Annotated in this window: 27 protein-coding genes; 7 read left to right on the plus strand and 20 right to left on the minus strand. The window is 67.0% G+C overall.

Translation table 11 applies throughout. From position 1 onward, the window contains the following. Positions 1-57: 57 nt before the first annotated feature. The 3 genes from Q9Q95_RS00610 to Q9Q95_RS00620 are packed head-to-tail and all read right to left on the minus strand — an operon-like array spanning position 58 to position 2,963. The gene (locus Q9Q95_RS00610) at positions 58-699 is read right to left on the minus strand and encodes a glutathione S-transferase (protein WP_306093127.1); all 642 of its coding nucleotides are present in this window, start codon (positions 697-699) and stop codon (positions 58-60) included. After that, complete coding sequence (locus tag Q9Q95_RS00615) at positions 662-1,615, minus strand: rhodanese-related sulfurtransferase (protein ID WP_306093128.1); 954 nt, start codon at positions 1,613-1,615, stop codon at positions 662-664. Before Q9Q95_RS00615 ends, Q9Q95_RS00610 begins: the two co-directional genes overlap by 38 nt. Positions 1,616-1,670: 55 nt before the next feature. Then, positions 1,671-2,963, minus strand: coding sequence for a glycosyltransferase (locus Q9Q95_RS00620; protein ID WP_306093129.1), 1,293 nt, complete (start codon positions 2,961-2,963; stop codon positions 1,671-1,673). Between the two features lie 107 nt (positions 2,964-3,070). On the opposite strand from Q9Q95_RS00620, the gene Q9Q95_RS00625 reads away from it, so the two are divergent. After that, on the plus strand, positions 3,071-4,105 hold the full coding sequence (locus tag Q9Q95_RS00625) for a glycosyltransferase family 2 protein (protein WP_306093130.1): 1,035 nt from the start codon (positions 3,071-3,073) through the stop codon (positions 4,103-4,105). Between the two features lie 146 nt (positions 4,106-4,251). Here the strand turns inward: Q9Q95_RS00625 and Q9Q95_RS00630 are convergent, their stop codons facing one another. The 5 genes from Q9Q95_RS00630 to hisG all read right to left on the minus strand — a co-directional run bounded on the left by Q9Q95_RS00630 (position 4,252) and on the right by hisG (position 10,098). Then, complete coding sequence (locus tag Q9Q95_RS00630; RefSeq protein ID WP_306093131.1) at positions 4,252-6,432, minus strand: sodium-translocating pyrophosphatase; 2,181 nt, start codon at positions 6,430-6,432, stop codon at positions 4,252-4,254. A gap of 101 nt (positions 6,433-6,533) precedes the next feature. Further along, on the minus strand, positions 6,534-7,382 hold the full coding sequence (gene thiL / locus Q9Q95_RS00635) for a thiamine-phosphate kinase (RefSeq protein ID WP_306093132.1): 849 nt from the start codon (positions 7,380-7,382) through the stop codon (positions 6,534-6,536). A 175-nt stretch (positions 7,383-7,557) separates the two neighbouring features. Continuing rightward, entirely contained in the window at positions 7,558-8,019 is a 462-nt protein-coding gene (gene nusB, locus Q9Q95_RS00640) for a transcription antitermination factor NusB (RefSeq protein WP_306093133.1), read from the minus strand. Positions 8,020-8,021: 2 nt separating this feature from the next. Next, positions 8,022-9,320, minus strand: a complete 1,299-nt coding sequence (gene hisD, locus Q9Q95_RS00645) for a histidinol dehydrogenase (RefSeq protein ID WP_306093134.1) — start codon at positions 9,318-9,320, stop codon at positions 8,022-8,024. A 127-nt stretch (positions 9,321-9,447) separates the two neighbouring features. Next, positions 9,448-10,098: an ATP phosphoribosyltransferase gene (gene hisG / locus Q9Q95_RS00650; RefSeq protein ID WP_306093135.1), complete on the minus strand. Its 651-nt coding sequence runs from the start codon at positions 10,096-10,098 to the stop codon at positions 9,448-9,450. Between the two features lie 63 nt (positions 10,099-10,161). Between hisG and Q9Q95_RS00655 the strand changes: the two genes are divergently transcribed. Continuing rightward, a complete protein-coding gene (locus tag Q9Q95_RS00655; protein WP_306093136.1) occupies positions 10,162-11,247 on the plus strand; it encodes a DUF2332 domain-containing protein in 1,086 nt (361 codons plus the stop codon). 42 nt (positions 11,248-11,289) lie between these two features. Here the strand turns inward: Q9Q95_RS00655 and Q9Q95_RS00660 are convergent, their stop codons facing one another. The 4 genes from Q9Q95_RS00660 to Q9Q95_RS00675 form a co-directional block, all read right to left on the minus strand. After that, positions 11,290-12,180 (minus strand): alpha/beta fold hydrolase, encoded by an 891-nt coding sequence (locus Q9Q95_RS00660; RefSeq protein ID WP_306093137.1) that lies wholly within the window; start codon positions 12,178-12,180, stop codon positions 11,290-11,292. A 274-nt stretch (positions 12,181-12,454) separates the two neighbouring features. Next, positions 12,455-13,354, minus strand: coding sequence for a pirin family protein (locus tag Q9Q95_RS00665; protein ID WP_306093138.1), 900 nt, complete (start codon positions 13,352-13,354; stop codon positions 12,455-12,457). A 79-nt stretch (positions 13,355-13,433) separates the two neighbouring features. Beyond that, positions 13,434-14,135: a glutathione S-transferase gene (locus tag Q9Q95_RS00670; RefSeq protein WP_306093139.1), complete on the minus strand. Its 702-nt coding sequence runs from the start codon at positions 14,133-14,135 to the stop codon at positions 13,434-13,436. Between the two features lies 1 nt (position 14,136). After that, positions 14,137-14,421 (minus strand): BolA family transcriptional regulator, encoded by a 285-nt coding sequence (locus Q9Q95_RS00675; RefSeq protein ID WP_306093140.1) that lies wholly within the window; start codon positions 14,419-14,421, stop codon positions 14,137-14,139. A gap of 36 nt (positions 14,422-14,457) precedes the next feature. On the opposite strand from Q9Q95_RS00675, the gene Q9Q95_RS00680 reads away from it, so the two are divergent. Continuing rightward, on the plus strand, positions 14,458-15,075 hold the full coding sequence (locus tag Q9Q95_RS00680; protein ID WP_306093141.1) for a J domain-containing protein: 618 nt from the start codon (positions 14,458-14,460) through the stop codon (positions 15,073-15,075). A gap of 94 nt (positions 15,076-15,169) precedes the next feature. Here Q9Q95_RS00680 and Q9Q95_RS00685 read toward each other — a convergent pair whose 3' ends face one another. The 7 genes from Q9Q95_RS00685 to Q9Q95_RS00720 are packed head-to-tail and all read right to left on the minus strand — an operon-like array spanning position 15,170 to position 19,689. Continuing rightward, a complete protein-coding gene (locus Q9Q95_RS00685; protein WP_306093593.1) occupies positions 15,170-15,826 on the minus strand; it encodes a glutathione S-transferase family protein in 657 nt (218 codons plus the stop codon). Next, a complete protein-coding gene (locus Q9Q95_RS00690) occupies positions 15,823-16,599 on the minus strand; it encodes a VOC family protein (protein ID WP_306093142.1) in 777 nt (258 codons plus the stop codon). Before Q9Q95_RS00690 ends, Q9Q95_RS00685 begins: the two co-directional genes overlap by 4 nt. A gap of 14 nt (positions 16,600-16,613) precedes the next feature. Next, positions 16,614-17,339: a DUF1428 domain-containing protein gene (locus tag Q9Q95_RS21195; protein ID WP_371876650.1), complete on the minus strand. Its 726-nt coding sequence runs from the start codon at positions 17,337-17,339 to the stop codon at positions 16,614-16,616. 14 nt (positions 17,340-17,353) lie between these two features. Then, positions 17,354-18,007 carry a glutathione S-transferase family protein gene (locus Q9Q95_RS00705; RefSeq protein ID WP_306093143.1) on the minus strand — a complete coding sequence of 218 codons (654 nt, stop codon included), beginning with the start codon at positions 18,005-18,007 and terminating at the stop codon, positions 17,354-17,356. 10 nt (positions 18,008-18,017) lie between these two features. After that, the gene (locus tag Q9Q95_RS00710; RefSeq protein ID WP_306093144.1) at positions 18,018-18,503 is read right to left on the minus strand and encodes a VOC family protein; all 486 of its coding nucleotides are present in this window, start codon (positions 18,501-18,503) and stop codon (positions 18,018-18,020) included. A 22-nt stretch (positions 18,504-18,525) separates the two neighbouring features. Continuing rightward, positions 18,526-18,966 (minus strand): VOC family protein, encoded by a 441-nt coding sequence (locus Q9Q95_RS00715; protein ID WP_306093145.1) that lies wholly within the window; start codon positions 18,964-18,966, stop codon positions 18,526-18,528. Between the two features lie 12 nt (positions 18,967-18,978). Further along, positions 18,979-19,689, minus strand: coding sequence for a DUF899 family protein (locus Q9Q95_RS00720; RefSeq protein WP_306093146.1), 711 nt, complete (start codon positions 19,687-19,689; stop codon positions 18,979-18,981). Between the two features lie 74 nt (positions 19,690-19,763). On the opposite strand from Q9Q95_RS00720, the gene Q9Q95_RS00725 reads away from it, so the two are divergent. Continuing rightward, on the plus strand, positions 19,764-20,459 hold the full coding sequence (locus Q9Q95_RS00725; RefSeq protein ID WP_306093147.1) for a helix-turn-helix domain-containing protein: 696 nt from the start codon (positions 19,764-19,766) through the stop codon (positions 20,457-20,459). A 237-nt stretch (positions 20,460-20,696) separates the two neighbouring features. Then, a complete protein-coding gene (cobS, locus tag Q9Q95_RS00730) occupies positions 20,697-21,704 on the plus strand; it encodes a cobaltochelatase subunit CobS (protein WP_306093597.1) in 1,008 nt (335 codons plus the stop codon). Positions 21,705-21,878: 174 nt separating this feature from the next. Here the strand turns inward: cobS and Q9Q95_RS00735 are convergent, their stop codons facing one another. Next, positions 21,879-22,661: a hypothetical protein gene (locus tag Q9Q95_RS00735; RefSeq protein ID WP_306093148.1), complete on the minus strand. Its 783-nt coding sequence runs from the start codon at positions 22,659-22,661 to the stop codon at positions 21,879-21,881. A 241-nt stretch (positions 22,662-22,902) separates the two neighbouring features. Between Q9Q95_RS00735 and cobT the strand changes: the two genes are divergently transcribed. After that, positions 22,903-24,726 (plus strand): cobaltochelatase subunit CobT, encoded by a 1,824-nt coding sequence (gene cobT / locus Q9Q95_RS00740; protein WP_306093149.1) that lies wholly within the window; start codon positions 22,903-22,905, stop codon positions 24,724-24,726. 100 nt (positions 24,727-24,826) lie between these two features. Then, positions 24,827-25,084 (plus strand): ribbon-helix-helix domain-containing protein, encoded by a 258-nt coding sequence (locus Q9Q95_RS00745; RefSeq protein WP_306093150.1) that lies wholly within the window; start codon positions 24,827-24,829, stop codon positions 25,082-25,084. Positions 25,085-25,135 lie beyond the last annotated feature (51 nt).

Below are 25,135 nucleotides of genomic sequence, written 5' to 3' on the forward strand. Positions count from 1 at the left end.
GTCGGGCGCGCCCCGGGGGCCTCCACCGGGGTCGCGCCCACCCCTGGCCCCTCCCTTTCAGGGAGGGGAATCGGGAACCCATTGCGGCCGCACGACCATCACCTCGGCGAACAGCTCCGACGCGATCTGGCGCGCCAGCCAGCCTTGCACCCGCGGCAAAGCTTGTGCCTCGAACCACGCCCGATCGACCGCGGCGAACTGGCGCACGAATGGCATGATTGCCGCATCGGTGAGCGATTGCCGGTCGCCGCAAAGCCAGTCCCTCGAAGCCAATCGCGCTTCGAGCACCGCCAGCAGATCCAGCCCCGACGCCCGATGCACGCCCGGATCCGACCCATATCGCTCCGGATATTTGTAGCGATCGAGATGGTGTTTGAACGGCCCGTCATTGGCGGCGATCAACCCGGCATCGTCGCCCGCCAGCCAGCCCTGGGGATCGTTGCGGGCAAGCGCCCAGCGCATGATGTCGAGGCTTTCGTCGATCACCGCCCCGCCCGGCAGCACCAGCACCGGCACCGTCGCCTTGGGCGACGCCGCGAGCATCTCCGCCGGCTTGTCGCGCAGCTTGACCTCGCGGAGCTCATGACCGGTCCCGCTCACCGCCAGCGCCAGCCGCGCCCGCATCGCATAGGGGCAGCGGCGAAAGCTGTAGAGGATCGGCTCAATCAGCGTCGCGGTCCGGAAACTTCGCGCCGACATGCGCCTCGCCCCGCACCGCCGCCAATGCGGTCTGCCGATGCCGCTCGGCATAACGCGCGCGCTGTTCGTCGCTGCGCTCGGCATGGCAGGCGGGGCACGCCACGCCCTCGACGAACAGCGGCGAATTCCGGTCCTCCGCGCTTACCGGCCTGCGACAGGCGCGGCACAGTCCGTAACTTCCGAGCGCGAGCCCGTGCCCGACCGACACGCGCTCGTCGAACACGAAGCATTCGCCCTGCCAGCGGCTCTCCTCCGCCGGCACCTGCTCGAGATAGGCGAGGATCCCGCCCTTCAGATGATAGACCCGATCGATCCCCTCGGCCTTGAGCAATGCCGTCGATTTCTCGCAGCGGATCCCGCCGGTGCAGAACATTGCGATCTTCGGCTTTTCGTCGCGCCCCTCCCACTCGTGGCGATGCGCGCGCACCCATTCGGGGAAATCGCGAAAGCTCTGCGTCCCGGGGTCGATCGCGCCGGCAAAGCTGCCGATCGCGACTTCATAATCGTTGCGGGTGTCGATCACGATCGTGTCGGGCGCATCGATCAGCGCGTTCCAGTCCTGCGGCGCGACATAGGCGCCGGTATCGGTCGGATCGAGATCGGGCTCGCCCATCGTGACGATCTCGCGCTTGAGCCGGACCTTCATCCGGTGGAACGGCATCGCCGCGGCGCGCGAATATTTGACGTCGAGGCCCGCGCAACCGGGCAAGCCCCGGATATGCCCGAGCACCGCTTCGATCGCGGCATCGCTGCCGGCGATCGTCCCGTTGATCCCTTCGGCCGCGAGCAGCAAGGTGCCTTTCACGCCCTGCGCGCCGCACAGCCGGTCGAGCGGCGCCTTGATCGCCGCGATGTCGTCGAACCGGGTGAATCGATAGAGCGCGGCGACACGGAAAGGCAGGACGGGTTCGGACACGAAGGCATTCCGACGGGTTAAGGTCGCGCGCACTTAGCAGAGCCGCGACGCCGCGTCATGCCGCGAGCCGCATCTCCGCCTTCGACAGCAGCGCCAGCAGCGAGATCTTGTTGAAGAACCACATCTTCTCGACCCGCAGCGCGCTGTATTTCCGGATCGTGTTGGCGAAGGTGTAGGGCGTGTACCACACATTGTGATCGGGGTGGACGACTTCGACGAAGGTCTCGCTGTCGGCGAGATAGTCGAAATGCCGGCCCCGGCACTGGAACGCGTCGGGCACCGAGATCAGGAACGCCGCGGCATCGATCCGCTCGAGCTGGGCGAGGAAATCCGAGACGTTGGGGACATGCTCCATCACCTCGGGCACCAGCACCAGGTCGTAGCTGTCGCCGACCTGATCGAGGCTCGAAAACAGCTTCCCCTTCACGTGCGGCGCAAGCTGGTCGAGCGCCTCGGTATGCGGGTCGACGCCATCGAGCTGCGCGCAGATCGGTTCGAGCGCGAGGTGGAGCGAGGTCTTGAGGTTGGTGATCGGCCAATCGGCACAGCCGACATGGAGCACGCGCTTGCCTGCGCAGAAATTGCCGAGCACCGCGCCGCGGCCGAGCCCTTCGAGTTCCTTGCTGACCGGCACGCGCTGGACGAAATAGGGCGCGTTGCGCGCCTCGAGCGCCGACACGCCGGGCGCCTCGGCGCGTGCGACGGGCGCGGCCACCGCACGCGTGTGGATCTCGTCATAGGCGCGCAGCGTCGAGCCCCAGAGCTGGTCGGCATAGACCGGATCGCTGCCGTCATAGGTTGCGCCGGTGAAGTGCCGCGGAATGAAATAATGGCTCGGATAGATGCGCAGCTTCGAATAGCCATATTGACGATAACTATCGGTCAGTCGTTGCGGACCGACGGTCTTCCACGCCTTGGCATGGGTGACGCTGGGCTCGTCATGGATGTCGCGAATGATCTGCTCGACGAACGCATTGCCCGCCTCGCAGCCGAAATAGCCCGCGGCGATCAGCCCGGGCCGGGCGATCTCGCTCTCCCAGCAGGCGAACGCCTCGCAATCGAGCAGATGGTCGTCGAGCGGGCGCAGCGCGATGCTGTCGGCGTCGACCACCACCCCGCCCTTGGCGTGCAATATCTCCCAGCGCATCATGTCGGCGACGCCGTTGAGCTCGACCCCGTGCATCGCGTCCATATGCCCGCGATTGAACCAGTCCTGCTCGGCGAAATCTTCATTGCCCCATAGCAGGAATTCCCAATCGGGATTGAGCGCGCGCCACGTATCCATGCAGTTGGTCGGGCACTTTGCTTCGTCGCCCACCCAGATGAAGTGCATCAGCTTCGGGATCATGTCGCGTTCCTCACGGTGCGTCCGCGAAGCTAATCCGCGATGGTTAACACTATGTTTGCCTTGTTCGCCCAAGTTTCCCGGGCGTTCCAACCATCCGGGCCCGTCGCTTGCCGCACCAACCTGTCATCGCCGCCGTGCTGATCGTTCGCGACGAGGCGCGGTGCATCGCGCGCTGCCTCGACAGCATCCGGCCGCATGTCGACAAGATGCTGGTGCTCGATACCGGCTCGATCGACGGCACGCCCTTGCTCGCCGCGCAGTACGGCGCCGAGGTTCACCACCTCGCCTGGTCCGACGACTTTTCCGCCGCGCGCAACCACGCGCTCGATCTTGCCGATGCCGACTGGAACCTCGTCCTCGACGCCGACGAGTGGATCGTCTCGGGCGGCGAGCAATTGCGCCGCTGGTGCCGCGCCCCGCGGCTCGGCCAGCTCTGCGTCCACAGTGCGATGGAAGGCGCTGGCGACGCCGAGCGCCGCAACTGGCTCACCCGCCTGCTGCCACACGGCGTCCGCTATCGGGGCCGCGTCCACGAACAGCCGGTGTCGCCTTTGCCGCACGCGCGCATCGAACTCCATGTCGGCCATGACGGCTATCTGGGCGAGCAGCTGAAACGCAAGCGCGACCGCAACGCGCCGCTGCTGCTGCGCGACCTGCACGACCGGCCCGGCGACTCCTATCTGCTCTACCAGCTCGCCAAGGATGCCGAGATCCATAGCGATCTCGCCACTGCCTGCGACCATTACGCCGCGGCGCTGCAAGGCACCCCATCCGAGGCCAATTGGCGCCACGCGCTGGTGGTCCGCCAGCTGCATTGCCTGGGCAAGACCGGTCAGACCGAAGCCGCGCTGGCGCTCGCCGATGCCGAGATGGCGCGCTATCCAGGCTCGCCCGATTTGTTCTTCGTGCTCGGCAATCTGTTGCACGATCGCGCCCAGAACGATCCGGCGCAGGCGCTCGACGAATGGCTCCCGCTCGCGATGGGCGCGTGGGAACGGTGTCTGGAAATCGGCGAGCGGCCCGATCTGGAAGGCAGCATGCAAGGCTGCGGCAGCCACCTCGCCCGGCACAATCTCGATGCGGCGCGGACGCAGCTGCGGTTGCTGGCGATGCAGGCGGAACTGGCCCGGCTGGTGGCTTGATAAATCTCCCTCTCCCATTGGGAGAGGGAGGGAGCCGACAAAGTCGGCGGAAAGGGTGAGGGTGAGGAGACTAGGTCGCCCTCACCCTTCCCACTCGCTTCGCGAGCGGGCCCCTCCCCTCTCCCGATGGGAGAGGGGGTTTTCGATCACCCCGCGACGTGACTCCCCGCCAGCGCCGCGAGCAGCAGCAACGCGACGATGTTGGTGATCTTGATCATCGGATTGACCGCCGGACCCGCGGTATCCTTGTACGGATCGCCGACGGTGTCGCCGGTCACCGCGGCCTTGTGCGCCTCGGACCCCTTGCCGCCGTGATTGCCGTCCTCGATATATTTCTTGGCATTGTCCCACGCGCCGCCGCCGCTGGTCATCGAGATCGCGACGAACAGACCGGAGACGATCACCCCGAGCAGCATCGCGCCGAGCGCCGCAAAGCCCTCATGCTGGCCCGCCACTGCGGCGATGATGAAATACACGGCGATCGGGCTGAGCACCGGCAGCAGCGACGGAACGATCATTTCCTTGATCGCCGCGCGAGTGACGATGTCGACGGTGCGACCGTAATTGGGCCGGCTGGTCCCTTCCATGATCCCCGGATTGTCGCGGAACTGGTCGCGCACGTCCTGCACCACCGATCCCGCCGCACGGCCGACTGCGGTCATGCCGAACGCCCCGAACAGATAGGGCAGCAATGCGCCGAGCAGCAGCCCGACGATGACGTAGGGATTGCTCAGGCTGAAATCGACGTCGACGTTCGGGAAGAACTCGTGAAGGTCGGTGGTGTACGCCCCGAACAAGACGAGCGCCGCGAGCGCGGCGGAGCCGATCGCATAGCCCTTGGTGACGGCCTTGGTGGTGTTGCCCACTGCGTCGAGCGCGTCGGTCTTGTGGCGAACCTCGTCCTCGAGCCCCGCCATCTCGGCAATGCCGCCGGCATTGTCGGTCACCGGCCCATAAGCGTCGAGCGCGACGACCATCCCCGCCAGCGCGAGCAGCGAGGTCGCCGCGAACGCCACGCCGATCACCCCGGCGATCTGATACGCCGCGATCACCGCGACGACGATCACGAGCGTGGGCAGCGCAGTCGATTCGAGGCTGATCGCGAGGCCCTGGATCACATTGGTGCCGTGGCCGGTCTCGGATGCCCTGGCGATCGACTTGACCGGGCGATAGTTGGTGCCGGTGTAATATTCGGTGATCCACACCAGCAGGCCGGTCACGCCGAGCCCGATCATCATGCAGATGACCAGATCCCAGCCGGTGAAGCTCGGCCCGGCGGCGGTGCCGATATTGACCTGATCGGCGGTGCCGGTCGAACTTTCGAGGAACGCCGCGGGATCGCCGACGCCGCCGATCAGCGTGTCGAGCCCGCCCAGCGTGTAATGCGTCACCCCGATGATCGCCGGGATCGACAGGATCACCGTGACCCAGAAGCCCTTGTACAGCGCGCCCATGATCGACTGGCCTTTGCCCAGCCGCACGAAATAGGTGCCGATGATCGAGGTGAGGATGCACACGCCGCCGACGATCAGCGGCAAGGTCATCAGCTGCATGAGCTGCTCGGGTGCGAGCCCGCGCATCAGCAAGGCGATCGTCACCATGGTGATGCCGAGCGTGACGACATAGGTCTCGAAAAGGTCGGCGGCCATACCCGCGCAGTCGCCGACATTGTCGCCGACATTGTCCGCGATCACCGCAGGGTTGCGGGGATCGTCCTCGGGGATTCCGGCCTCGACCTTGCCGACCAGATCGGCGCCGACATCGGCCGCCTTGGTGAAGATGCCGCCGCCGAGACGCGCGAAGATCGAGATCAGCGAGGCGCCGAAGGCAAGTCCGGTCAGCGTCTCGATCACCGGCCGCGCATCGGGCGCGAGATCGGCGACTTCGACCAGATAGGCGAAGATCCCCGCGATCGCGAGCAGCCCCAGCCCCGCCACCAGCATGCCGGTAATCGCGCCCGAGCGGAACGCGAGAGTCAGCCCCGACTGGAGCGAATGCCGCGCCGCCTCTGCGGTGCGGACATTGGCGCGCACCGAGATGTTCATGCCGACGAACCCGGCGACGCCCGAAAGCACCGCGCCGATCACGAAGCCGAGCGTCGGCAGCGCGCCCAGCGTGAAGAACAACACGATTGCGACGACCACGCCGACGATCGCGATGGCGATATATTGCCGCCGCAGATAGGCTTTGGCGCCTTCCTGGATGGCGGCGGCGATGTCTTGCATCTTCGCGTTACCGGGCGATGCCCGCAGCACTTGCTGACTCGTCAGAAAGCCATAAGCCAACGCCAGCAAACCGCAGGCGATGGCGAGATACACAATCGTCATCAGGCGAAGTCCTTCCCCTAGAACTGGAACCGCCGCCGGTCTTGATGCCGGTCTTGCGGAAGCGGGAAGGTATCGAGCACCCCGAGCGGGCGCAACCCGCCTCAGCGGTGCTCGTAGCCGAGCCGCGTGGACGGGGATTTTCCGTCGAGCAGAAGGGGTTCGGCGCCCTTGTTCAGCATCGTGCCGATCCGCGTCGCGGGCACCGGCAGGCGCACGCCTTCGGGCGCGGCGAACAGCAATTCGTAATCGTCGCCCCAGCTGGCGGCCGCCAGCCGGTCGGTGGTGCCCGGCGCAAACGGGACCGCGTCGAGCGCGATCGCGGCGGTGCACCCGCTCGCCTCCGCCATTCGCCGCGCGTCGAGCAGCAGCCCGTCGGACACGTCCATCATCGCGCTGACATGCGGTCCGAGCCCGAGCCCCTCGGCCAGCCGCGGCCGCGGCCGCAGATAGGCGGCGCCCTCCCCAGCCTCGAACCCGAGCAGCGCCGCGCCGATCGTCCCAGTGACGTAGAGCGCATCCCCTGCCCGCGCGCCCATCCGCGCCGGCACCGGGCGGACCGTCGCCCGGCCGATCGCCGTGCAGCCGAAGGTCGCCGGGCCGGTATGGGAAATGGTGTCGCCGCCGAGCAATTTGACGCCATAGGCTTCGAGCACCTCGCGAAGGCCGTCGACGAAGCGCTCGCTACCCTCGACCAGGGTCGCGCCGATCAGCACTCCGACTGGTTCGGCCGCCTTGGCGGCGAGGTCGGACAAATTCACTGCGACCAGCTTCCACGCGATGTCCGCCGGGTCCGTGCCGGCGCGGTAATGCACCCCCTCGGCAATCGCGTCGTGGGTGACGACGAGCGTCTCGCCGCCGATCTCGATCACCGCCGTATCGTCGCGCAGATCCTGCGCCCCGGGGTGGAGCGGGAGGGCGCGGAGCGCAGCGATGAAATCGTGTTCGTTCACCTAATTCCTCCCCGAGCTTGCCTCGGGGAGGGGGACCGCCGCCGAAGGCGGTGGTGGAGGGGCGCCGCGCGGCGGCGTTTTCCCCTACGGCAGCGATTCCCGCGCCTGTGCCGTGGCCCCTCCACCGTGCTGCGCACGGTCCCCCTCCCCGAGCGGAGCTCGGGGAGGAATAAGGTCAACCCCGCACTTCCTTCGCGACGGCATCGAGGATGCCGTTGACGAACCCCTTTTCGCGCCGGTCGTAGAACGCGTCGGTCACGTCGAGATATTCGCTGATCACCGCGCCCACCGGCACATCGTTGCGCGCGAGCAGTTCATAGGTCCCGGCGCGTAGGATCTGCCGCATCGGCTTGTCGAGCCGGTCGAGCGACCAGTCGGCGGTCAGCTTTTCCGAGATCAGCCGGTCGATCTCCTCGCGCCGCGCATCGACGCCTTTGACGATGTCGTCGAAAAAGGCGACGTCGGCATCGGCATATTCGACGTCCTCGATCGTCGCGCCGAGGCGGTGCTGGTGAAATTCGGTGAGCAAAACGGTGAGCCTGGTGCCCTCCATTTCCTGCTGGTACAGTGCCTGCACCGCGGCGAGCCGCGCGGCGGCACGGGCCTTGGAACGGGTGCGGGCTTTGGGACTGGGCATGATTATTCTTCTTGGTTCTGGAGGCGGATCGCGACCGATTTCGCGTGCGCGGGCAGCCCTTCGGCATTGGCCAGCGCAACCGCGGCGGGCCCGATAGCAGCAAGCCCGGCTTCGTCCAAGGCCAGGAAGCTCGTTCGCTTCATGAAATCGAGCACCGACAGTCCCGAGGCGAAGCGTGCGCGCCGCCCGGTCGGTAGCACATGGTTCGGCCCCGCGACATAATCGCCGACCGCCTCGGGGGTGTGCCGGCCGAGAAACACCGAGCCGGCATGGTGGACCATGTCGAACAGCCCCTCCGCATCGTCGCAGGCGAGCTCGAGATGCTCGGGCGCGAGCCGGTCGCACAGGGGAATCGCCGCGACGAGGCTCGGCACCAGAATGATCGCGCCATTGGCGTCCCAGCTCGCCCGCGCGGTCGCCGCGGTCGACAGCGTCGCGATCTGCGCATCGACCGCACCGGCCACCCGATCGGCGAATTCCGCATCGTCGGTGAACAGGATCGACTGGCTGGTCGGGTCGTGCTCGGCCTGGCTGAGCAGATCGGCGGCGATCCAGTCGGGATCGTTCTTGCCGTCGGCGACGACGACGATCTCGCTTGGCCCTGCGACCATGTCGATCCCGACCACGCCGTAGAGCTGACGCTTGGCTTCGGCGACCCAAGCGTTGCCGGGCCCGGTTACGACGTCGACCGGGGCGATCCGGTCGGTGCCATAAGCGAGCGCCGCCACTGCCTGCGCCCCGCCGACGCGCCACAATTCGTCGACTCCGGCGATATGCGCCGCCGCGAGCACCAGCGGGTTGACCTCGCCGTTCGGGGTCGGTGTGACCATCACCAGCCGCCGCACCCCCGCCGCCTTGGCGGGAATCGCGTTCATCAGCACCGAGCTGGGATAGGCCGCGCGCCCCCCGGGAACGTACACCCCTGCCGAATCCACGGCCCGCCACCGCGCGCCGAGCCGGATCCCGGCGGAATCCACGTCGTCGCTGTCCTGCGGCTTCTGCCTGGCGTGGTAGACTGCGATCCGCTCGGCCGCGAGCTCGAGGGCGTCGCGCAGCTCGGGGGGCAGGTCTTCCCACGCGGCGAGGCAATCGGCGCGGTCGATCTTCCAGCCGCTCTGGTCGAGATCGTGCTTGTCGAACAGCCGGGTCAGGTCTCTGAGCGCAGCATCGCCTTCGTCGCGCACCCGCTTGATGATATGAGCGACGTTGCGCGCGACATCCTCGTCCGCCTCGCGGCGGGCGTTGACGAGGGTCGTGAAGGCCGCGGCGAAGTCGGCGGAGCTGGAGTCGAGGCGGATCATAGCCAATCACCCTCACCCTTCCCACGCCGCTTCGCGGCGCGGGCCCCTTCCCTCTCCCATCGGGAGAAGGAGGGAGCGGCGAAGCCGCGGAAGGGTGGGGGTGAGCAGGTCTGGCGTCGCAAATTTGTCACGCCACTGCCCTCCGGAACGCATCGACCAGCGGGACAACCTCCCCCGCGCGCATCTTGAACGCCGCCCGGTTGACCACCAGCCGGCTGGTCACCTGCGCGATCACCTCGACTTCGACCAGCCCGTTCTCCTTGAGTGTCTTGCCAGAGGAGACGAGGTCGACGATCCGCGGCGCCAGCCCGAGCACCGGCGCCAGCTCCATCGCGCCGTTCAATTTGACGCATTCGGCCTGCACCCCCCGCGCCTCGAAATGGGCGCGGGTGATGTGCGGGTATTTGGTGGCGATGCGAACATGGCTCCAGCCGCGCGGATCGTCTTTCTCGGCCAGGTCGACCGGCTCGGCGACCGAGATCCGGCAATGGCCGATGCCGAGATCGACCGGCGCGTACAGCTCCGAATAGTCGAACTCCGCCAGCACGTCCGATCCGACCACGCCGAGCTGCGCCGCGCCGTGCGCGACGAAGGTGGCGACGTCGAACGCGCGCACCCGGATCAGGTCGATCGCCGGGCTGTTGGTCGCGAAGCGCAGCGCCCGGCTGTTCGGGTCCGAGAACGCGGGCTCGGGGACGATGCCGACTGCGGCGAGCAGCGGCAGCGCCTCGTCGAGGATCCGGCCCTTGGGCACGGCGAGGATGAGCGGTTCTTGCATGGGTGCCGGGGCTTTACTTGGGGGGCCGGGCGGGCGCAACAGAGCCTTCGCAAAGGGGGGATCATGGCCGACGAGCAGACCAACCGCGACAGCTTCCGCATCCAGGCCGGCTATTGCGCCGCGATGGCCGCGCCGATCACCACGCGCATCGCCACCGTGCTCGGCCACAGCCTGACCCGCGACAGCGCAACCGGCCGCCGCGTGCTCGACTGGCCGGGCGAGCCGGTCGCCGATGCCCTGGTGCTGCGGCTGATCGGCGGTCTCCACGCGCTGCATCGCCGCGGCATCGCCGAGATCGCCCCGGTCTTCACCGGCGCTATCACCGACGAGGCCGAAATCGGCGCCATCCTGAACCGGGTGTTCGTCACCCACGACGCCGCGCTGCTGCCATGGCTCGACGGCCCGCCCCAGACCAACGAGGCCGGGCGCTCGGCCGGGCTGATGACCGGCATCCTCCATCTCGCATCGCGCTACGGCCCGAAATTCGAACTGCTCGAGATCGGCTCGAGTGCCGGTCTCAATCTGCTGATCGGCCGCTATCGCTTCGATCTCGCCGGCCACAAGTCCGGACCCGCGGAGTCACCGGTCGAGATCATGCCCGAATGGCGCGGCCCGCCGCCGCCGGATGCCCCGGTCGAGATCCTCTCGGCGCGCGGCGTCGACATCCAGCCGCTCGATCTCTCGGGCGACCGCGATGCCGAGCGGCTTCAGGCCTATTGCTGGGTCGAGAATGTCGAGCGGCAGGCGCGGCTGGAAAAGACCATCGCGATCGTCCGCGCCGAAGGGGTCGAGCTTGCGCAAGGCGACGCCGCCGACTGGGTCGAGGCCCGCTTGGCCGAGCCTCAGCCCGAGGGAGTCACGCGGGTGCTGATGCACTCGGTGGTCTGGCAATATCTCCCCGCCGCGACCCAGCAGCGCATCGCCGCTGCGATGACCGAAGCCGGCGAACGCGCCGCCCCCGAACGCCCGCTCGGCTGGGTGATGATGGAGCCCAATCGCGACCTCGCCCGCCACGAGGTCCGCGTCCGCGGTTGGCCCGGCGACACGCCGATGGAACTGGTCGCGCTCACTCACGCCCATGGCGCCTGGGTCGAGGCGCTGGCACCGCCGTACGAAACCCGGCCCTATGTCATGCGGAGTCGCCCTTGAGTTCATATGCCGGTGCTCCTGCTTTCGCAGGAGCACGAAGCATCAGCCTTTTCGATCCGCCAGCCAGTCGCGCATCGCCGCGGTCACTGCCTCGGGCTTCTCCCACGGCACGAAATGCCCGCCCTCCGCGATCCGCGCGATCGTCAGCTCGGGGACCAGCTCCCCGAGCTCGAGTTGCACCGGCAGCAAGGCGAAATCCCGCATCCCCCAGATCACCAGCGTGGGTTGCGTCACCGGCGGAAACGGCGCGTCGAGCCAGGCCGGGCGCTCGGCATCTTCGCCGGGTGCCGGCACGACGATCGCCGAGGCGCGGTACCAGTTGAGCATCGCGGTCATCGCGCCGGGTTGGCCCCATTCGTCCATGTACGCGGCCTTGTCGTCGCCCGCGATCCCGCCGACCACATGCTGTGCGAAGGTCGAGGCGAAGAAGCGTTCGAGCCCCGCGCCGATCAGCCCCTGATCGATCCGCGTGTCGCGGAAGCGGGTGATGTACTGGCTCGCCTTGCGCTGCCCGGGATCGTCGAACAGCGATTTCTGGAAGATCTTGGGGTGCGGCGCGTTGACGATGATCAGCCGGGTGATGCGCTGCGGATTCTGCAGTGCCGCCATCCACGCGATCGCTCCGCCCCAATCATGCCCTGCCAGCGTGAAATGCTCGACTCCGAGATGATCGGCGAGCGCGAGCAGATCGGCGACGGGCTTGTCGGGGGTGTAATTCTCGACTCCCTCCGGCTTGGACGAACGCGCGAAGCCGCGCTGGTCCGGCGCGACGACATAATGGTCCTTCGCCAGCGCCGGGATCTGGTGCCGCCATGTCCGGTGCGATTCGGGAAAGCCGTGGAGCAGGAAGATCGGCGGGTTGGCCGGATCGCCGGCGATCGCGACGTCGAGCTCGACCCCGGTGGGCAATGCGATCCGCTGGAGTTCGGTCATGGTCCCCTCCTTCCTTTCCCCTTCCGCTTGCAGGGGCTAGGGGAGGGCTGGCCTCCCGCTGCGGACATGGGTCATGCCCTCCCCCGACCCCTCCCGCAAGCGGGAGGGGAGCGCTTAGGGCAGCCGCTTGCCCTTGGTGCGGCTGGTCAAGTGAAATTGGAAGCAGCGGTCACAGCGATAGGGCCGCAGCTCTTTTCCAAAACGGGCAGCCGCCGCCAGCGCCTCCCCTTCCGAACCGAACCGCGTCTTGCGCCGGCAGACGCTGAGCCTCGTGCTAGGGATAGCTCACCGTCTTCGGGATTTCCGGGATCGGGATCCATTCCTTGTCGTCGCCGGGCACCTTGGGGAAATTGCCGGCCTTCCAGTCCTCCTTGGCCTGGTTGATGCGGTCGCGGCTCGACGAGACGAAGTTCCACCAGACGTGGCGCGGCGTGGTGAAGGCCTCGCCCCCGCACAGCATCACCCGCCCGCCTTGCTCCGAACGCAAGGTCGCCGAAATGCCGGGGCGCAGCACGTAGAGCGTCATCGGCGCGAGCTTCATCCCGTCGAGGCTGGCCTCGCCCATCGACACATAGACCGCGCGCTCGTCGGCCCCGGCATCGATCGGGATGCTCGCGCCGGGCGCCAGCGCGATATCGGCGTAGATGGTCTCGGCATAGGTCGTGGTCGGCGCCCTCGCCCCCCACAGCTCGCCCATGATCACCCGCGCGGTCGCCCCGCCCACCTCGACCACCGGCAGATCGGGAGCGCCGACATGCTCGAACGCGGGATCCACCTCCTCGTCGCGCTCGGGCAAGGCGATCCATGTCTGGATCCCCGACAATTCGGGACCGACCGCCCGCTCGGCCGAGGGCGAGCGCTCCGAATGGACGATGCCGTGCCCCGCGGTCATCAGATTGACTGCACCCGGCTCGATCGTCGCAAACGTGCCGAGCGAATCGCGGTGATCGATCGCGCCGGCATAGAGATAGGTCACCGTCGCGAGGTTGATGTGCGGATGCGGCCGCACGTCGATGCCGGTGCCCATATCGAGATGCGCCGGGCCCATCTGGTCGAAGAAGATGAACGGCCCGACCATCGTCCGCGGCCGTGAAGGCAGGGTGCGGTGCACCTTGAACCCGCCGAGATCGTGGGTGACGGGTTCGATCGTCTGGATGATCAGGTCTTCGGTCATGCGGCCCTCCGTTCGCCCCCGAAATAGCCAGTCGGCCCCGGGCGGAACAGCCACAGTTTGGAAAGCAATGTTTTCCGATTCAGACGGCATCGAGCTCGGGATAATGGCGGAAGACGCCTTGGGTGTTGAAGCCGATCCGCCGATCGCTGGCGCAATATTCGGCGATTCCGGGCAGCAGCGCGACGCGGTCGCGGATCGCGAGCAGCTTCGGATAGTCGCTCTCGATCGCCTTCATCCGCTTCGGGAACATGTAATGCAGCCCCTCGATCAGCTGGAACAGCGAGGTGTCGCCATAGCTCCAGCGATCGCCGGCGAGCCAGTCGCCGGTGACCGAACGCTCGAACCAGCCGAGGAATTTGGGCATCCGCGCCTCGCGGAATTCCTTCGCGAAGCGCGCGGCCTCGGCCCTCTGATCCTCATAATAAAGGCCGACGCCCACCGGATGATGGACCTGATGCACCTCGGCGATGAAATCGGTGATGGTGAGCTGGACCTCGTGGAGCCAGCGCCGCCCGGCATCGTCCGACGGCGCGATGCGGTGCCGGTCGCCGAGATAGAGCAGGATGTTGGCGACCTGCGCGATCACTTGCTCGCCGGTGTCGAGATAAGGCGGCGCGAAAGGCGGTCGGTCGGTCCGCCCCTTCATGTCGGCGATCAACCTGTCGCTGCCCTGCTCGCGCGCCATGTCGGTATAAGCGATCCCGCCCGCCTCCATCGCCAGCCGGACGAACTCGCCCCGCCCCTGGATCTCGGCCCAGTACCAGAGCTTGTACGTCGTCATTTCATTCTCCCGGTGCGCGGGCCCGAATCGCCAGTGCGTGGATGCGGCCGGCGAGCAGGTCGGCGAGCGCGTTGTTGACCAGTCGCTGGCGCTGAACGCGCGACTGGCCGACAAAGGCGCCGCTCTCGATCGCCACGGTCCAGTGCGATTCGCCGGTGCCGTCGTCGCCGAGATGGCCGCTGTGATGGTGGCTGTCGTTGATCACCTCGAGCTGCGTCGGGGCGAGCGCGGCGATGAGACGGGCGGCGATGATATCGGCGAGTCCGCCGCTGGAAGGGTGGGTCATCGCGCCTATATACGCCGTTTGTCCAAGGGAGGTAGCGTGGCTGACAGCCAGCCGAGAAAGGATCGACCGAATGCCCGGTTCCACGGTCGCGTGGAGGCGGAGGGGCGATTGTGCGCGCATCCGGGATGCGCCGAGCCGGGCGAGTTCCGCGCGCCGCCGCTCGAAGGCAGCGGCCGTACCGGCGACGGGCCACCGCCGTTCCGCTGGCTGTGCCTCGATCATGTCCGCGAATTCAATTCGGGCTATAATTTCTTCAAGGGCATGAGCCCCGACGAGATCCACGACGCGCAGCGGCCCTTTTCGGGCTGGGAACGCGAGACCCGTGCGTTCAACGCCACCGGCGGCGCCGACCGCCCGCCGCCCTGGGCCGATTTCGCCGACCCGCTCGACGCGATCGGCGCGCGCTTCCGCGATCGGATGAAGGAGCAGGCCGGCCGCAAGGACGGCAAGCCGCTGACCGGCCGCGACCGCGAGGCGATGCGGACGCTGTCGCTCGAAATCGATTCGGACCGGACGGCGCTGCGCAAACGCTATTCGGAGCTGGTGCGCCGCTACCACCCCGATCGCAACGGCGGCGACCGCCGCTACGAGACGCGGCTGCAGCAGGTCATCGAGGCCTATCAGCAGCTCAAGGGCTCGCCGGCTTTTGCCTGATTCCTGTGCTCCTGCGAAAGCAGGAGCCTAGGGTAGCAGGTCGAATCGCTTCATGACTCTGGGCTCCTGCTTTCGCAGGAGCACTGACTCTTCACTAATCCCGATCCGGCGCCCCCAGCGGGAAATACGGTCGGTACGGCCGCGCCTCGTCGACCGCCCGAGCCACCGAAGGCCGCGCGAGCAAGCGGGCGCGATAGGCCTTGAGATTGGCCAGCGCCTCCGGAATCGGATCGACCCAGTCGGCGTAGAAGAGCGCCGGCGCCGCGGCGCAATCGGCGAGCGAGAAGCCGCCCGGCGCGGCCCATTCGCGCCCCGCGAGCCAGCCGTCGAGCATCGCATAGCTCCGCCGCAATGCCGCCTTGGCCTGCTCGACCCCGACCGGATCGCGTCGTTCGGGCGGGCGCAATGCGTCGGCCACCACCTGTTGCATCGGGTGCATCACATGATTGTCGAAGATGCGATCGAGCATCCGCACCTCGAGCGCCGCATCGTCCGCGGGGAGGAAGCGGACCGGACCGGGATGGTGGCGCTGGAGATATTCGATGATCACGCTCGATTCCATCACCGGGCATCCGTCGTCGACCAGCAAGGGGAATTTGCCGATCGGCCAGAGCCGGGCGAATTCGGCGCCGTTCTCCGGATGCTCGGGGTCGAGCATCCGGTAGGTGAACGGCGTGTCGTTCTCGTAGAGCGGAATCAGCACCTTCCAGCAATAAGACGACAAGGGATGCGCGAAGAGCTCGAGCATCAGCCCTTGGTCCCGACCACGCCGAATGCGGCGCCTTGCGGATCCGTCGCATAGATCACCCAATCGCCGCCGGGAACTTCCATCGGTCCCTGGACGATCGCGCCGCCGCCGGCCTCGATCCGGCCTTTGGCTTCCTCGATGCTGCCGACCCGGAAGAAATAGTTCCAGCCCGGCGTCACGCCCGGCGGCGCCTTCATCACTGCGCCGATCATCCCGCCGTCATGGCTGAGGAAGCTGTATTCGCCCATCTCGCCCATCGGCATCGCCCCGTCCTTCGCCCAGCCGAACTGGTCGGCATAGAAAGCGAGCGCGGCCTGGTCGTCGCTGGTCTGGAGCTCGTTCCACTCGCCATGGCCCGCCGTCATGCGCTTGAACGCCGTGCTCGCCTCGGGGCTGGCGCCCTTCATCACATAGAAGGTCACGCCCTGCGGATCGGCGACCATCGCCATCCGGCCGACGCCTTCCATCGTCGTCGGCGGCATGTGGACGCTGCCGCCGGCCGCGACGATCTTCTCGACCGCCGCGTCGACATCGTCGACGCCGATATAGCTGAACCAGCGCGGCTGGGGCGGCGCGCCCTCCGGCGTCTTCATCATGCCGGCAACACCCTGCCCGTCGGGGGCGAGCCAGACGCGATAGTCGCCGGTGCCCTCGGCGGTGCCGCCGGGGCAGCCGCCGTTCTGCCAGCCGATCACCTTGCCGTAAAAGGCGCCGGCGGCGTCGGGGTCCCCGGTGATCAATTCGTACCAGATCGGCGTTCCATGCGGATTGCTCATCGTCGTTCTCCCGATCAGCCCAATGTCTCGTCGAGAACGGGCACGAACCCGCCCCACATCATGCGCTTGCCGTCGAACGGCATGTCCTTCCCGGCCTGCATGTCGGGATCGGCCATGATCTTCTCCCAGGCGGTGTCGCGAGTCGACTTGTCGGGCCATTCGATCCACGAATAGACCACCTGTTCCCCGTCCTCGCGCAGCGTGGCGCGGTTGTAATCGGTGACCTTGCCCTCGGGCACGTCCTCGCCCCAATTCTCGACGACGCGCAACGCGCCATGCTTCTCGAACATGCCCGCGGCCTTTTCGGCCATCGCGCAGTACGCGTCCTTCTTGCCTTGCGGCACCGCGACGACGAAGCCGTCGACATAGCCGGGCTTGCCGCCCGAGCCCTGCTCGAGGATCGAATCGAAGCTGGCATAGATCATCCGGCTGCCGTCGAACGGCATGTCCTTCATCATCTCCTCCGCTCGCGGATCGTTCATCAACTTCTCGCCCGCGGCCTTGCCGGTCGCGGCGTCGGGATATTCGATCCAGCTGAACAGCACGCTCTCGTCGGACTTGAGTTGCACCGCCTTTTTAAGATCGTTGAGCTTGCCATCAGGCACGTCGTCGCCCCACGCTTCGACCATGCGGGTGGCGCCCAGCCCCCGGAAAAGGTCCGCCGCTTTGGCGGCGTGCGCGACATAGCTTTCCTTGTTGGCGGTCGGAACCGGAGTCACGAAACCAGCGACATAAGGCATCTTCTCTCTCCTGGTTATGCGGCGACCGGCTCGGGCCGGAAGTCCGCGAGTTGCGCGGCGATCGCGCGCTGAAAGGCAGGCCGCGCAGTGCCGCGCGCAACATAATCGGCGAGGCGCGGCCGGCTCGACATCAGGTCCGCATGATCGGCGTTGCGCAGCACGGTGACCATCGCGATGTCGGCGACGCTGAACCCGTCGCCCAGCCATTCGCGGTCGCCCAGCGCCTCCTGCAATCCGTCGAGCCTTTTGCCGGTATCGGCGAGCAGGCTGGGCTTGCGCAGCTTCGCCCATTCCGCGTCCTTCGCGAAGATCTCGACATTGGCGAGTTCGAACAGCCACGGCTCGACGCTGTTGAGCGCTGCGAACAGCCACGCAATCGCCGTCGCGCGTGCCTGGGCCTCGCGCGGCAACAGCCGCGCGTCGCGCTCGCCGAGATGGAGCAGGATCGCGCCGCTCTCGAACAATTGCACCTCGCCGTCGTGCAGCACCGGCACCTGACCCCAGGGCTGTTCGTGGAAATAGGCAGCGGGCTTGGGCGGGACCGGGCTGATCAGCCGCATGGCATACTCCAGCCCGATTTCCTCGCATGCCCAGCGCGGACGCAGGTCGCGGACATAGCCGCGGGCGAAGTCGGGCACCCAGTTGAAGCCGGTGATCTCGATCGACATCGTGCTCTCCTCAGCCGGCGTTGGCGGCGGCCTCGATCGCCGCGATGTCGATCTTCTTCATCTCGAACATCGCCTGCATCGCGCGCTTGCCCGCGGCGGGATCGGGATTGTCGAAGACCAGTTCGATCAGCCGCTTCGGCGTGACCTGCCAGTTGACGCCCCATTTGTCCTTGCACCAGCCGCACTGCGATTCCTGTCCGCCATTGCCGACGATCGCGTTCCAATAATGATCGGTCTCGTCCTGGCTGTCGGTGTGGATCACGAAGCTGACCGCCTCGCTGTGCTGGAATTGCGAGCCGCCGTTCAGGCCGATGAACCTCTGCCCGAGCAATTCGAACTCGACGACGATCACTTCCTCCGCCTTTTGCGAAGGCGTGTCGGCGGGGGTGCGCTGGACGCGGGTGATGCGCCCGTCCGGGAACAGCGAGACATAGAAGTTCGCGGCTTCCTCGGCGGTGTAGTTGTACCACAGGCAGGTGGTCAGTTGCTTGTCCATCGTCTCTCTCCTGTCGAACGGGTCAGGCCGGCTCGTGCGCCGGGCCTTCGGGGTGCGCGGCCATCGCCGCTTCCATGTCCATGAACATCGGCTCGAAGATGTGCCCGTCCGGATCCGCGAAAGTGCGTCCGTACATGAAGCCCATGTCCTGCTTCGGGCCGACATCGGCCTCGCCCCCCGCCGCCGCCGCGGCGTCGACGATCGCGTCGACGGCCTCGCGGCTGTCGCGCGAGAGGCAGATCAGCACTTCGGTGGTGGCATGCGCATCGGCGATCGGCTTCGGCGTGAAGGTTTTGAAGAAATCCTCCGACAGGATCATGAACACGATCTCGTCCGAAAGCTGCATCGCGCTCGCAACTTCGTTGCTGAAGCGCGGATCTTTGGTGCAGCCGATCGCTTCGTAGAACGCAGTCGATTTCGCCACGTCCTTCACGGGCAGGTTCACGAAGATCATCTGGGGCATCTCGTCTCTCCTTTATGCGGTCGGGTAGGTGAGCGACGGGTACCAGTCTGCACCGCGTCCCTCGGGGGTGGAGTCCAGAATCGTCCAAAGCGGCATCAGATCGGGCGCGCCGCGCGGGTCCTCGCCGGGATCGGCGGTGGCGTCGTCCATCTCGCCGGCCCAGAAGAAGCGGATCGTACCGTCGCGCCGGGTGAACACCAGCAATTGCGGAATGTCGTCGCCGTCGGGCGCGACGGCGTTATAGTCGCGGCTGAAGTCGCCGCTGGCGTCCGAATAAAGCGGCAGATGCCGCCAGCCGCGTTCCTCGGCAAAGGCGCCGAGCTTCGCGAGCGGCGAGCGCGCGGTCACCGCGAGTGCGACGCGCTGCTGGATGTCGCGCGCCTCGCCCTCCCAAGCCGAAAGCAACGAGGTGCACATCGGGCACGGCCGTTCGCGCTGCGGCCCGAACATCCACGTATAGACGACGAGCGTATCCTTGTCGCCGAACAGCTCGGCCAGCGTCACCGGACCCTCGGGCCCTTCGAAGCTGTATTCGCCGACCACCGGCCCCGGCGGCAGCGCCCGGCGCTGCCCGGCGACGCGCTCGATCTGGCGGCGAAGCGCGATCTCCTCGGCCAGCAACGCCGTCCGCGCCGCGCGATACTCGGCGCTCTCGCCCGGCCAGCGCGACCTGGCGCGCGCCGCCAGAACCTCCGCCGGGGGCAAGATCGTTTCGACCGTCATGCAAACCTCCGCTTTTCGAGTGTCGCGAATCGCTTTCTTGATCTTGATGCGCGACTCAGTTATAAAAAGCAACCATGGAGTCACAAAAAATAACTAACAACGATCTGGGCAAGATGCGCCGCTGGTATCGCGACGCGTGCGGGACAGCGCTGGCGATGGATCTGATCGGCGAGCGCTGGGCGCTGCTGATCGTCCGCGAACTGCTGCTCGGGCCGCGGCGCTTCGGCGAAATCCGCGGGGCGCTGGAAGGGTTGAGCGCCAACATCCTGACCCAAAGGCTCGAAGGCATGGAGAAAGCGGGCATATTGCGCCGCCGCGTCCTGCCCTCCCCCGCCAATGCGCAGGTGTATGAACTCACCAAATGGGGCCGCGCGCTCGAGGAGCCGATCTTCGCGCTCAGTCGCTGGGCGGCGGGATCGCCGGCGCACGACGTGACGCTGCCGCTGAGCAACACCGCCTTCATGCTCTCGCTGCGCACGATGATGAACGCGAGGACCGATCCGGACTTCGCGCCCGATCTCGGCTTCCGCATCGGCGGCGATCCGTTCCGCGCGCGAATCGTCGACGGGCTGCTCGCGATCGAGCGGCGCGATCCCGAGGGCGCCGAGGTGATCTTCGCCGGTGAGCCGTCCAAGCTCGCGGCGACCTTCTACGGCCGCGATCCATTGACCGAATCGATGCGCGAGGGACGCGTGACGGTGACGGGGGACGTGCCGCTCGGCCAGCGCTTCGTCGATCTGTTCAGCCTGCCGACATTCGAGAACGACTGATTCCCCTCCCTGCCAAGGGAGGGTCAGGGTGGGTAGCGTCGGGCCAGGGCTCGATGCCCTGGCCCGACGCTTCGGTTCCGGGCGAAGAGTCGTTTTGAGCGCGCAGACGCGCGCACCCACCCCCGGGGCCCTCCCTGCAAGCAGGGAGGGGAGTGGAGTCCGTCGATTGGGGACGTTTGGCGTTGCGGTGCGGCAAACGAGCCTCTAACTCGCAAGGCGTTCTTGCAGGAAGCGATGATGGCCGACATCCCCAACACCCAGCCCGACAGCCGCGAGACGACGATTCTCGACGCCCCCGACAAGATGGTTAAGGTGCGCGACGTCTTCGGCATCGACATCGACATGGAATGCCCCGCGTTCAGCGAGGCGGACGAGCGGGTTCCCGATCTCGACCCGGCCTATGTCTTCGACGCCGACACCACGCTCGCGGTGCTCGCAGGCTTCGCGCACAATCGCCGCGTGATGATCCAGGGCTATCACGGCACCGGCAAGTCGACGCATATCGAGCAGGTCGCGGCGCGCCTCAACTGGCCGTGCATCCGGATCAACCTCGACGCGCATATCAGCCGCATCGACCTGATCGGCCGCGACGCGATCGTGCTCAAGGACGGCCAGCAGGTCACCGAATTCCGCGAAGGCCTGCTCCCCTGGGCGATCCAGACGCCGACCGCTCTGGTGTTCGATGAATATGACGCCGGCCGGCCCGACGTGATGTTCGTGATCCAGCGCGTGCTCGAGACCGAGGGCAAATTGACCCTGCTCGATCAGAATCGCGTGATCCGCCCGAACCCGTATTTCCGCCTGTTCGCCACTGCCAACACGGTCGGCCTCGGCGACACCAGCGGGCTCTATCACGGCACCCAGCAGATCAACCAGGGCCAGATGGACCGCTGGAACGTTGTGGTGACGCTCAATTATCTCCCCGCCGCGATCGAGGCGCAGATCGTGCTCGCCAAGTCGGGCGAGTATGACAAGCCGGGCGGCAAGGAGACCGTGGAAAACATGGTCCGCGTCGCCGATCTGACGCGGAAAGGCTTCATCAACGGCGACATCTCGACGGTGATGAGCCCGCGCACGGTGATCACCTGGGCGCAGAACGCCTTGATCTTCGGCGATGTCGGCTTCGCCTTCCGCCTGTCGTTCCTCAACAAATGCGACGAGGCCGAGCGCGCGCAGGTCGCCGAATATTATCAGCGCGTGTTCGGCAAGGACCTGCCCGAGAGCGTGGTCGCCAAGGCGGGTTGAAGCAGCCTCTCGACACCTCTGGCGTCACCCCGGACTTGTTCCGGGGTCCGCCAGGCGGCCGAGCGATTCGAAAGAGCTGCTTGACCGACACCTGCGGCAGGGTGGACCCCGGAACAAGTCCGGGGTGACGAAGGACGCGTGGCAGGGCTGACGCGCGACTTGAATGTAGAGTTGCTAGGCCAGCTTCCGCCCGAAGGTTCGCGGTGCCGGCATCGCCGGCGCGGCCGCGTCGCTTTGCCCGCCGTTCAACTCGCGCAGGCGCGCGGCGATGCGCTGGTCGAACGAGCCCGTGTCGAGATCGGCGCGGGCATCCGGCTCGGCCGCGATCACTGCAGCCACCCGCTTGCGCAAGAATTTGCGCAACCCGAACGCGAACAGTCCGCCGATGATCAGCATCGGCAGGAAGAAGGCGGCCAGCCAGTTCCCGCCGACCCGCGCCGCTCCCGCCGGCTCCGCGGCCCCGGCCGCACCCGCGCCGCGCTCGCGCGCCATCTTGCCCACCCGGTCGCGGAGCTGCGCATTGGTCTCGCCGGGCAGGCGCTCGATCTCGTTGGCGCTTCTCGGCCGCACCGGCACCTTCGCGGCATAGTTCGCGCGATAGGTCGCGGTCGGATCCATGCCGAGATCAACGGTGAGCATCGTCAGCTCGGCGCCGCCCAGCTTCACGTAGCGATCATTGTTATACAGCACGAAGCTCGGTTCGGCGGGATAGATCTCGGCACCGTCGCGGACCTGATAGAAAGCGCCGAGATCGTAATATTTGCCATCGTGAAAATAGGCCCCGGTATCGGGCAGGTCATAGACCTTGTCGATCTTCTCGGCATAGCCGCTGCTGCTGCTGTGGCTGCCCCAGCCGCCGAAACGGATGCGTCGCCGTGCTTCGGCGGGCTCGGCCAGCGCGACGAACAATGTCGTCGCCCCCACCACGGTCAGAACGAGCTTGCCAGCCGCGCGCATCTTCGTCTCCCGAAGTCAGTCGGGCACGATCTTGCTGTCGAGTAGTTAGTATTTCTCTAAACGCGGCAGCATTCTTCAGGGCAGCCGGTGCAATCGTCGTTCGCTGGACTTTTCGCGCGGCGGCAATTCGATCGCGATCGTCGTCGGAAACGCCACTCTCCCGGCGGCGATGCCGCAGGCTTCTCCCGGATTGCCGCGTTGTCCGCTTGCATCCTGCCCCTCGATCCGCACAAAGGCACTTATGGCTGTCGATTCCCCTCTCGAGCGTTTGCGCAACGTCCTCGGCGGCACGGCACGCGCGCTGTCGGGCGAAGCCGAGGCCGACCTCTCCTTCACGTCGGAGGCGCCGCGGCAGGACGGGCGCAGCATCAAGGTGCCGCTGCCGTCGCGCAGCCTCCCGCCCGAGCAGGTCGCCGAGGCGCGCGGCTTTGCCGATGGCTTCGCGCTGCGGATGCGCCATCACGACACTGCGCTGCACCTGCGCGGCGCCCCGAAGGAGCCGGTGGCACGCGCCGTGTTCGACGCAGTCGAGACGGCGCGGGTCGAGGCGCTCGGTTCGCGCGGCTATGTCGGCATCGCCGACAATCTCGAGCATTCGCTGAACGTCCGGCTGCGCTCGGACCCGATCGCCCGCGCGCGCAACCGCGAGGAAGTGCCGCTGTCGACCGCGCTCGGCCTGATGGTCCGCGAGCGGCTGACCGGGCGCGAGGCGCCGGCCGGCGCGGCGATGGGCATGGCGCTGATCCGCGACTGGATCGAGGAGCGCGCCGCCGCCGACCTCGATGCGCTCGCGCTTACGATCGACGATCAGCGCGCCTTTGCCAGCCTTGCCACCCGGCTGCTTCAGGATCTCGAGCTGATCGAAGGCGAGATGGTCCCCGAAGAGGACGAAGGCGGCGGCGAGGACGAAGGCACCGACGACAAGGACGAGCCCGGCGACGAGGAAGGCGACAGCGAGGCCCAGCAAGGCGAAGGCGAAGTCGAGGCCCGCGGCGAGCAGCGCGAATCGGATCAGACCGAGGAGGGCGAGGACAGCGAGTCCGAAGCGATGGACGATGGCGACGGCGAGCCCGGCGACGATGGCGAGGAGGGCATGATGCCCGTCCGGCCCAATCGCCCGTGGAGCGACTTGCCGCCGCAGTTCGAATACCGTCCCTACACCACCCAGTTCGACGAAGTGATCGCCGCGACCGAGCTCTGCGATGCCGAGGAGCTCGATCGGCTACGCGCCTATCTCGATCAGCAGCTCGTCCATCTGCAGGGCGCGGTCACCAAGCTGGCCAACCGGCTCCAGCGCCGGCTGATGGCGCAGCAGAATCGCAGCTGGGACTTCGACCAGGACGAGGGCCTGCTCGATGCTGCGCGGCTGGCGCGCGTCGTGGTCAATCCAATGCAGTCGCTGTCGTACAAGATCGAACGCGACACCGAATTCCGCGACACAGTCGTCACGCTGCTGATCGACAATTCGGGCTCGATGCGCGGACGGCCGATCTCGATCGCCGCGATCAGCGCCGACATCATGGCGCGCACGCTCGAACGCGTCGGAGTCAAGACCGAGATCCTCGGCTTCACCACAAGGGCATGGAAAGGCGGCCAGGCGCGCGAGAAATGGCTGGCGGAGGGGCGCCCCGCCCAGCCCGGCCGGCTCAACGATGTGCGCCACATCGTCTACAAGCAGGCCGACGAGCCGTGGCGCCGCGCCAAGCGCAGCCTCGGACTGATGATGCGCGAGGGGCTGCTCAAGGAGAATATCGACGGCGAGGCGCTGCTCTGGGCGCATCAGCGGATGATCGGGCGTCCCGAGGAGCGCAAGATCCTGATGGTGATCTCGGACGGCGCGCCGGTTGACGATTCGACCCTGTCGGTCAATTCGGGCTCCTATCTCGAACGCCATCTGCGCCAGGTGATCGGCTGGATCGAGGCGCGCTCGCCGGTCGAGCTGGTTGCGATCGGCATCGGCCACGACGTGACTCGCTATTACAGCCGCGCAGTGACGATCATGGACGCCGAGCAATTGGCGGGCACGATGGTCGAGCAGCTGGCGGCCTTGTTCGACACCGAGTGATCCGGCGTTTTCGTCATCCCGGCGACAGCCGGGATCGCAGGCCGCGCGCGAAGGACGTGCTGCACGAGATCCCGGCTTTCGCCGGGATGACGGCTGATCGGTGAACATCACGCCGCCCCGCACCGGCTTCCACGGCCCGGTCAAGCGATCGGTCACCATCGCCGGACACCAGACTTCGATCAGCCTCGAGCCCGCTTTCTGGGACGCGCTCGAAGCCGCGGCGGCCGATCTCGCCCTTCCCCTCAACGCGCTCGTCGCGGCGATCGATCATGCCCGGATCCAGGCCGAAGATCCCCCCAACCTCGCCAGCGCGATCCGGACCTGGCTGCTCGACCGTCACCAATCCGCGACAATTTGATACAAATCTGCAAGTCGTTCGCAATATCGTTTGACTCTGCGAATGCCTCGC

The organism is Sphingomonas sp. DG1-23 (assembly GCF_030730875.1).
Lineage (GTDB): Bacteria > Pseudomonadota > Alphaproteobacteria > Sphingomonadales > Sphingomonadaceae > Sphingomonas.